Consider the following 8954-nt stretch of genomic DNA (forward strand, 5'->3'; position numbering starts at 1 on the left):
GAATACCCGGCGGCATGGACGACCAGCAGTAAGGGAACTATGTGAAGCGAAGCAGTCCGCTGTCACCGCTGTTGCTGGGAGCCTTCGGGCTCCTGGCCCTGAACTTCCACCCGGTTGCCCAGGCAGCCGATGATATAGACCCCCACCTGCGCCAGATCGGGCCGTCGCTGCTACGCGATGCGCCCGAAGCGGTGCCCGCCCGCCCCCCCATCGGCATGGCCCCGGTCGCCAGTGGCGAACGGCTGAGCCTTACCGACGCGGTGCTGCAGGCAGCGCAATGGCACCCGAGCATCGCTGAGGCCATCGGCAACCTTTACAAGCAGGGCGAAGGCATCAACGTCGCCCGTGCGGGGTATTACCCACAGATTTCCGGCGGTATCCGCACCGGTTATGACACCGGCTATGGCGGCGACCGCAATAGCCAGGCCCTGAACCTGTCGCTCAAGCAAATGCTCTATGACTTCGGCAAGGTCGACAGCGCCGTCAACGCGGCCCAGGCTGCCGCCGCCCGGGCCCAGGCCAATATCCTGCTGGTGGTCGACGACCTGGCCCGCGACACAGCCTATGCCTGGATCGAGACCCGCCGCTACGAGCAACTGATGACGATTGCCCGCGACCAGATTCGCGGCGTGGGCGACATTGCCGGCATGGCCCGCCAGCGCAGCGACATGGGCGCCAGCACCCGTTCCGACGTGGTACAGGCCGAGTCCCGCGTGGAAAGCGCCCGTGCCACCCTGGAGGAGTACCAGTCGCAGTACGAGCGCTGGCGCTCGACCCTGGCGGCGCTGATGGGTCGCGTTACCCCTCCGGCACTGGCCGAGGGCTCACCCGCCGAGCTGGACCAGGCCTGCAAGCGCCCTGCACAGGGTGATGATCGCCTGCCCGCCGTGCTGATGGCCCTGACCCAGCGCGCACAGGGCCAGGCCGAGCTGGCCCAGGCCAAGGCGGAGGCCTACCCTACCCTGTCGTTGCAACCGCAGGTCAATCATTACCTGGACGACGACTACAACCGCGATAACGCACGGCTGGACCGCACCCAGGCGGGCATCTACCTGAACGTCGAAGTTCCCATCTACCAAGGGGGCTCCATCAGCGCCCGCACCCGCGCTGCCGGCCACGCGCTGACCGCCGCCGACTCCGCCGAAGACGCCGCACGGCTGCAGGCGCGTCGGGGCCTGGCGGAGGCCAAGGCGCAAACCTCCGGGCTGGGCCGCCGGCTGACTTCGCTGGAAGCCCGCCAGGTCAGCATCCAGGAGGCACGCATGCTCTACGGGCGTCAGTACCTGGACCTAGGGACACGGCCACTGCTCGACCTGCTCAACGCCGAGCAGGAGATCTACCAGTCACGCTTCGAACTTGCCGGCACCCGCTCCGATCTGCTGCGCCTGGATGTCGACTGCCTGTACAACACCGGCGCCCTGCGCACGGCCTTTGGCCTTGAGGGGCGCAACCTGCAAGGTGTGGAGATCCAGCCATGAGTGATTCGATCGATGTGACCCTGCCCAACCAGGCGCCCGCGCCGGAGCAGGCCGCCGCCCACCGGCCAGACCTTGGCCCCTGGCTTGAGGTGATGTTGCAGGTGGCACACCACTACCGCCTGGACGTATCACCCCAGCGTATTCGCCTGGCCGCTGCGGAGGATGCCCGCCCGTTGAATGAAATCCTCCGCCACATGGCACGTCAGGCGGGGCTGGCATTGCGCTTCGTGCACTTCGATGCCAAGGGCCTGCGGCAATGGCGCACGCCGCTGGTGCTGGAGCTGGACGATGGGCAGCTGGCGGTGGTCGAGTCGGTGACCGAAGAGGACGACCTGGCAGTGGTGTTCGCCGGTGACCAGGGCCTGACTTCGCGCCTGCCCCGCGACACCCTCAAAGGCCGTATCAGCCGCGTGGCCCTGCTGCGCCCGGCCCGGCCACTGCGCGATGTGCGCACCGACGACTACACCGCGCCTTACGACCGCCACTGGTTCGCCCGCATCGTACTGCGTGACTTGCGCCCTTATGGGCAGGTGATGATCGCTTCACTGGTGGCCAACGTGCTGGCGCTGGCCGGCGTGCTGTTCTCGATGCAGGTGTACGACCGAGTGATACCGGCCGAATCCCTGCCCACTCTCTACGTCCTGTTTGGCGGTGTGGTGTTGGCACTGGTGTTCGACTTCAGCATGCGCCTGCTGCGGCTAAAGGTGACCGACCTGCTCGGCAAGCGCGCCGACCTGCGGGTGAGCGACCTGGTCTACGGCCATGCCCTGCGCCTGCGCAACTCGGTGCGGCCCAAGTCCACCGGCTCGTTCATCTCGCAGTTGCGCGAGCTGGAGTCGATCCGCGACCTGATCACGTCCAGCACCGCGACGGTGCTGGCCGACCTGCCGTTCTTCCTGCTGTTCCTGTTCGTGTTCTGGCTGATCGGCGGCGTACTGGTGTTCATCCCGCTGGTCGCGCTGCTGGCCATGGTGCTGCCCGGGTTGCTTGCACAAAGGCGCCTGGCACGGTTGGCCAATGCCTCGATGCGTGAGTCGGCGCTGCGCAACGCCATGCTGGTGGAAAGTATCCAGGGCCTGGACGAGATCAAGGCACTGCAGGCAGAGGCACGCTTCGAACGGCAGTGGAACCAGTACAACGCGGCCTGCGCGCACACCAACCTGCGCCTGCGCACCCTCACCAACGGCCTGGTGACCTGGACGCAGAACGTGCAGGGTGCCGTGTTTGCCGTGGTCATCGTGATCGGCGCTCCCATGGTCATCGCCGGCGACCTCACCACGGGTAGCCTGGTGGCGGCATCCATGCTTTCATCGCGAATGATGGCGCCGTTGGCCCAACTGACCCATGTGCTGACCCGCTGGCAGCAGGCCAAGGTCGCGCTGCAAGGCCTGGACAAGCTGATGCAGTCGCCGGTCGATCACCCCGAAGGCGAAGCCCGCGTGCACCTGCCGGCCATTCACGGCGAGTACCGCCTGCGCCAGGCCAACTTCCGCTACAGCGAAGACTACCCGCCAGTGCTGAACATTGGCCGGCTGGATATCCAGCCGGGCGAGCGCATTGCCGTGCTGGGCCGCAACGGCGCCGGCAAATCAACCTTGCTGCAGGCGCTGGGTGGGGCCATGGATCTGGTGCAGGGCGAGATCAGCCTGGACGGCATCGCCATGGCCCACCTCGACCCTGCTGACCTGCGCCGTGACGTCGGCCTGCTGCCGCAGTACGCGAGGCTGTTCCACGGCACCCTGCGGGAAAACCTCACCCTCGGTGCCGGCCAGGCCAGCGACCAGGAACTGGTGGCCGCGCTGGCCGCCACTGGCGCACTGGACTTCGTCCGCCGCCTGCCCAAGGGCATGGACCACTTGATCCTCGAAGGAGGCCTGGGCTTGTCTGGCGGCCAGCGCCAAGCCCTGGTGCTGTCGCGCCTGCTGGTACGCCAGCCGCAGGTGCTGTTGCTGGACGAGCCGACCGCGTCGCTGGACGACATGACCGAGCGCAAGCTGCTGGATAACCTGGAGCGCTTCTGTCAGGGCCGTACACTGGTGATCGCAACCCATCGCCTGAGTGTTCTGCAGCGGGTCGACCGCATCCTAGTGCTGGACGCCGGGCGCATCGTCATCGATGACGCGCGCGATGCCGCGCTGGCCAAACTGCAGGGAGCCCAGGCATGAGCAACCATGAACTCCCGGCTTCCTACCTGGACGGGCAGGACGACCAGGCGGTATTCCGCGCCGGCCGCATCATCACCCTCTGCGCGCTGATGCTGGCGGCGTTCCTGGCCTGGGCGGCCTGGTTCGAGGTGACCGAGGTATCCACCGGCACAGGCAAGGTCATTCCAAGTTCGCGAGAGCAGGTCATTCAGTCGTTCGAGGGCGGTATCGTCGCGCAGATGAGCGTGGCCGAAGGTGACCTGGTCGAGCGCGGCCAGGTGCTGGCCCAGCTCGACCCGACCAAGACGGCTTCCAGCGTGGGTGAAAGCGAGGCCAAGTACCGCGCTGCCAGGGCCAGCCAGGCCCGCCTGCAGGCAGAGGTGACCGGCAAGCCACTGACCTTCCCGGAGAGCCTGCGCGACTCTCCTGACCTGATCGATGCCGAAACCGCGTTGTACCAGACCCGCCGCCGCGGCCTGGAACAGACCCTGGCGGGTATTCAGGACTCGTTGCAGCTGGTGCGCAGCGAGCTGAAGATCACCGAGAACCTGGCAAAGATGGGTGCCTCCAGCCGGGTTGAAGTGATCCGCCTGAACCGCCAGCGTTCCGAGTTGGAACTCAAGGCCAACGAGGCACGCTCGGACTATCTGGTGCGCGCCCGGGAAGAACTGGCCAAGGCCAGCGCCGAAGCGGACGCCCTGTCGGAAGTGATCCGCGGACGCAGCGACTCGCTCACCCGCCTGACCCTGCGCTCGCCGGTGCGCGGCATCGTGAAGGACATCGAGGTCAACACCCTGGGTGGCGTGGTGCAGCCCGGTGGCCAGGTGATGAAGATCGTGCCGATGGACGAACGCCTGCTGATCGAAACCCGCATCGCGCCACGGGACATCGCCTTCATTCACCCCGACCAGGCGGCCAAGGTCAAGATCAGTGCCTATGACTACTCGGTATACGGCGGGCTGGATGGCAAGGTGGTAGGCATCTCGCCGGATACCCTGCAGGACGAGGTCAAACCGGAAATCTACTACTACCGCGTGTTCATCCGCACCGAACAGGACAGCTTGCAAAACAAGGCCGGCAAGCGTTTTGCGATCGTGCCAGGGATGATTGCCACGGTGGATATCCGAACGGGCGAGAAAACCATCCTCGATTACCTGATCAAGCCGCTGAACCGGGCCAAGGAGGCCCTGCGTGAACGCTGATCCAGGCATTCCTGGGTTCTGTGCAAAATGCCTAAAGCCCAACCCAAACAGGCCGATAACCGGTTATCCCCTGCTCCTCACCGAAGGTCACCATGGCCACGCAAAATGCCCGCGCGGATTCGCTATCCCTGCTGCTGTTCACCCTGCGCAGCGGCAAGCTGATGGCAATCAACCTGCTCAAGGTCAGCGAGATCATCCCCTGCCCGCCGCTGACCAAGCTGCCTGAGTCGCACCCCCACGTAAAAGGTGTGGCAACCCTGCGCGGCCACTCGCTGTCGGTCATCGACCTGTCCCGCGCCATTGGCGAACAGCCACTGGTCGACCCGCAGGGTGGCTGCCTGATCGTTACCGAGATCAGCCGCTCGCGCCAAGGCCTGCATGTACAGGCGGTCAGCCGCATCGTGCATTGCCTGAGCACCGACATCAAACCGCCGCCCTACGCCTCGGGCACCCGCTCGTTCATCACCGGTGTGACGCGCGTCGACAACACCCTGGTGCAGGTGCTGGACATCGAAAAAGTCATACACGCCATCGCCCCGCCCGTCGCCGAGCCAGTGCACAGCAGCTTGAACGAAGAAGATGCCAGCCTGCTGGCCGCCGCCAATATCCTGGTGGTGGACGACAGCCAGGTGGCCTTGCAGCAGTCGGTGCACACCCTGCGCAACCTCGGTATCGAATGCCACACCGCGCGCAGCGCCAAAGACGCCATCAACGTGCTGCTGGAGCTGCAAGGCACCGCGCAGGAGATCAACATCATCGTCTCCGACATCGAAATGAGCGAAATGGACGGCTACGCCTTCACCCGCACGCTGCGTGAAACCCCTGACTTCCAGCACCTGTACGTGCTGCTGCACACCTCACTGGACAGTGCCATGAGCAGTGAAAAGGCGACCCAGGCCGGGGCCAATGCCATCCTTACCAAGTTCTCCTCGCCAGAGCTGACCGATTGTCTGGTGGTGGCTGCGCGCACCGTGGTGTTCGCCGAGCACTGATATATTCAGCGACAAACTCCCCGGCTTGCCGCCGGGGGTGACTCGGGCATAATTCGCGCCCCTCGCAAGAAAATTGCCGGAATCGCGTATGAAGCTTCTCAGCTCTATCTTGATCAGCTGTGCCCTCTTCAGCGGTATTGCCCAGGCCTCCAGTAGTCAGGCCTGGAACGAGCAGCGCCAGCAGATGCTCAAGGCCTGCCTGACCGCAAGCCAGTTCAAGAACGCCCACGCTCGCGGCAAGCCCGCCGAGTTCGATGACCAGGCAGGCATGAGTGCCCTGCTGATCGAAGGCGTCTACCCACAAAAGCACATGCAGCAGCGCACCGGCACCGAGCTGTGTCTGTACGATCGCCAGCACCAGCGTGCCTTTGTCAGCGAGTGGAGCCCGGAAGCCAAGTGACCGACCGCTTACGTTTCGGCTGTACCGGCTGCGGCAAATGCTGTACCGGCCACCATGTGCCACTGACGCTGGCCGAAGCGCGTCGCTGGGCGGACGATGCCGGCCAGGTGGTGGTACTGATCGAGGCCTTCGTCGTGGACGGCCCCGGCATGCCGCTGGATCAGCGTGACCATGTGCTGCGACGCTCCCACCCGGTGCATTGCGGCGAGGGCGAGGCACGCGTCTCGGTGACCTTTGCTGCATTCAACCCCGGACGTTGCCGTAACCTCGACGCCAACGACCTCTGCACCATCTATGAGCAGCGCCCACTGGTCTGTCGCATCTATCCGGTAGAAATCAACCCGCATATTCCCCTGCGGCCAGACAGCAAGGACTGCCCGCCGGAGGCCTGGCAACAGGGGCCGGAGCTGATTCACGGCACGCAACTGGTCGATGTGGAACTGCAGGCGCTGGTACAGGCTTCGCGCCAGGCCGACCGCGATGACATTGCCGCCAAGGTGGCGGTGTGCCAGGCATTGGGCATGACGACCAGTGCGCTCAAGGGTAACGGTTTTACCGCCTACTTGCCGGATATGGGGGCGTTTGCTGCGGCGCTGGCGCAGGTACAGGGGAATGAAGGGGCGCAGTGGACCTTGCATGTGCAGGATGAAGCGCTGACGGCAAGCTTGCAGGCACTGGGTTTGCGCACAACCCATGAAACCCCGGTTTATTACGCCTTTATCGGTTTCTAGCCTGCCAAGGCGGCGCCCTGTGCAGGCGCCCTAGCACGGGGCTTTCGCCGAAAGCCCCGTTGTTCCACCCAATGATCGTTACCTTTTGCGCAACAGTGCTTATCGCACTTCGCTCTGTTTCGAGTGCACTGAAAGGACTAACTTTACCCCTGTCCTCATTAGCACTTGCACCGCAAGAAGGTAGTTTCAAATGTCCAACAGTATGGGTATTGCCAGCGTCTTCGTCCTGTCTTCCCTGTTGTTGTCGCCCCTGGCCATGGCCGAAGAATCCCCGGCATTCGTTGCCCGAAATGCAGAGATCGCGGCTGTCCATCAAGAAGCCCGTGACGCTGTAGCCGCAAACAAGGCCGATACCGTAAAAGATGCGAAACAGACAGCTTCCAAAGTCAGCGTCGATACCAGTGCCGACAGCTGATCACGCGCTGTCGTTACTCCCGTTTTCCCTTGGCTACGCCATGGGCACCCCCGGTGCCGATATGTTAGCCTTTTAAAGCCGCTGCCGATCAGCGGCTTTTTTTATGTGCTTTAACGCTCAGCCCGGCTGTAACGTGTCCCTATAAAAAAAGACGCACATTCAAATATAAAAACTGCCCCACCGTCAGATCCAAGGAGCTAGTACCGGTGCCTTCCGCGTTTCGTTTTACCCCGCTTTTCATTGCGTTGACTGCAACGATCCCTTTCGCCGCCCAGGCAGATGAAGACAAGGCTGATGGCTTCATCGAAGGTTCGTCCTTCAACCTGCATTTTCGTAATGCCTACTTCAACCGCGACAACCACAACGCCGGCGTGCGCGACACCCGCGAGTGGGGCCAGGGCGCGGTAGCGCGTTTCGAGTCGGGCTACACCCCGGGTGTGGTCGGCTTCGGCCTGGATGCTCATGCCATGCTGGGCCTGAAGCTCGACGGCGGTGGCGGCCATGCCGGCACCAGCATCCTGCCCGAACACATCAAGGACGACGGCGAGCTGGGCGCTGCCCCGCATTCGTTCTCCACTGCCGGTGCTGCGGTCAAGCTGAAAGCCTTCGACACCGAGCTGAAAGCCGGTGACCTGTTCCTCACCAACCCAGTGATCGCCGGCGGCGAAACGCGCATGTTGCCGCAAACCTTCCGCGGTGTAAGCCTGACCAACACCAGCATCGACGGCCTGTTGCTCGAAGGCGGCCAGGTCAGCTTCACCCACCCGTACAACCAAAGCGGCCATCGCCGCATCGACACCTACTACGGGTCACTGGACGAGCACGACAAGAGCAAGCACCTGAACTGGGCCGGCGCGTCGTGGAGCGGTACCGAGCACATCACCGCCAACCTGTACGCCGCCGAGCTGAAGGACATCTGGAACCAGTACTACGCGGACTTCGACTACACCTATGTGGTCAATGACCTGGTCAGCCTGAACCCGGGCGTGCACTTCTATCACACCCAGGACACCGGCCAGGCCCTGCTAGGCAAGATCGACAACAACACCTACAGCGTGCACTTTACCGTCAATGCAGGCTTCCACAGCGTCACCGCTGCCTACCAGCGAGTGAACGGCAACACGCCATTCGACTACATCAACCTGGGCGACAGCGTGTACCTGGACAACTCGCGCATGTACTCGGACTTCAACGCGCCGAACGAGCGTTCGTGGAAACTGCAGTACGGCTATGACTTCGCCGGTGTCGGCGTGCCTGGTTTGTCCACCTCGCTGTCCTACTCGCGCGGCGAGGCTGACCTGACCAAGGCCACTCAGGACACCACTCACTACGACTACTACCGTGAAGATGGCAAGAACGCCATGCACTGGGAGCGCGACCTGGACGTGAAATACGTATTCCAGGAAGGTGACCTCAAGGACCTGTCGGTGCTGGTACGCTATGCCACCCACCGCGGCAGCCAGGGTTATGCGTCGATCGACAGCAACAGCGACAACGATGAACTGCGGGTAATCGTCGATTACCCACTGAACGTGTTCTGATCTTTTGCTGCCAGTGTAGGAGCGGTTACCCGCGAAGAAGGCTTCGCCGGT

8 protein-coding genes are annotated in these 8954 nt (G+C 63.6%); all 8 read left to right on the forward strand.

What is annotated here, in order from left to right; all coding sequences use genetic code 11:
- Positions 1–41: 41 nt before the first annotated feature.
- The 8 genes from ACF8O8_RS27890 to ACF8O8_RS27925 all read left to right on the forward strand — a co-directional run bounded on the left by ACF8O8_RS27890 (position 42) and on the right by ACF8O8_RS27925 (position 8903).
- Positions 42–1478 (forward strand): TolC family outer membrane protein, encoded by a 1437-nt coding sequence (locus ACF8O8_RS27890; RefSeq protein ID WP_392510954.1) that lies wholly within the window; start codon positions 42–44, stop codon positions 1476–1478.
- Complete coding sequence (locus ACF8O8_RS27895; RefSeq protein ID WP_010952040.1) at positions 1475–3643, forward strand: type I secretion system permease/ATPase; 2169 nt, start codon at positions 1475–1477, stop codon at positions 3641–3643. The genes ACF8O8_RS27890 and ACF8O8_RS27895 overlap by 4 nt, the downstream gene beginning before the upstream one ends.
- Positions 3640–4824, forward strand: a complete 1185-nt coding sequence (locus ACF8O8_RS27900; protein ID WP_010952039.1) for an HlyD family type I secretion periplasmic adaptor subunit — start codon at positions 3640–3642, stop codon at positions 4822–4824. Before ACF8O8_RS27895 ends, ACF8O8_RS27900 begins: the two co-directional genes overlap by 4 nt.
- A 92-nt stretch (positions 4825–4916) precedes the next feature.
- On the forward strand, positions 4917–5816 hold the full coding sequence (locus tag ACF8O8_RS27905) for a chemotaxis protein (protein WP_010952038.1): 900 nt from the start codon (positions 4917–4919) through the stop codon (positions 5814–5816).
- Between the two features lie 88 nt (positions 5817–5904).
- Positions 5905–6216, forward strand: a complete 312-nt coding sequence (locus ACF8O8_RS27910) for a hypothetical protein (RefSeq protein ID WP_021781735.1) — start codon at positions 5905–5907, stop codon at positions 6214–6216.
- Positions 6213–6947, forward strand: coding sequence for a YkgJ family cysteine cluster protein (locus ACF8O8_RS27915; protein WP_014589717.1), 735 nt, complete (start codon positions 6213–6215; stop codon positions 6945–6947). The genes ACF8O8_RS27910 and ACF8O8_RS27915 overlap by 4 nt, the downstream gene beginning before the upstream one ends.
- 190 nt (positions 6948–7137) lie before the next feature.
- On the forward strand, positions 7138–7362 hold the full coding sequence (locus ACF8O8_RS27920) for a hypothetical protein (RefSeq protein WP_049586405.1): 225 nt from the start codon (positions 7138–7140) through the stop codon (positions 7360–7362).
- Between the two features lie 206 nt (positions 7363–7568).
- Positions 7569–8903, forward strand: coding sequence for an OprD family porin (locus ACF8O8_RS27925; protein WP_010952035.1), 1335 nt, complete (start codon positions 7569–7571; stop codon positions 8901–8903).
- Positions 8904–8954 lie beyond the last annotated feature (51 nt).

It is taken from the genome of Pseudomonas sp. TYF_14 (assembly GCF_043105275.1).
GTDB classification, from domain to species: Bacteria; Pseudomonadota; Gammaproteobacteria; order Pseudomonadales; family Pseudomonadaceae; genus Aquipseudomonas; species Aquipseudomonas alloputida.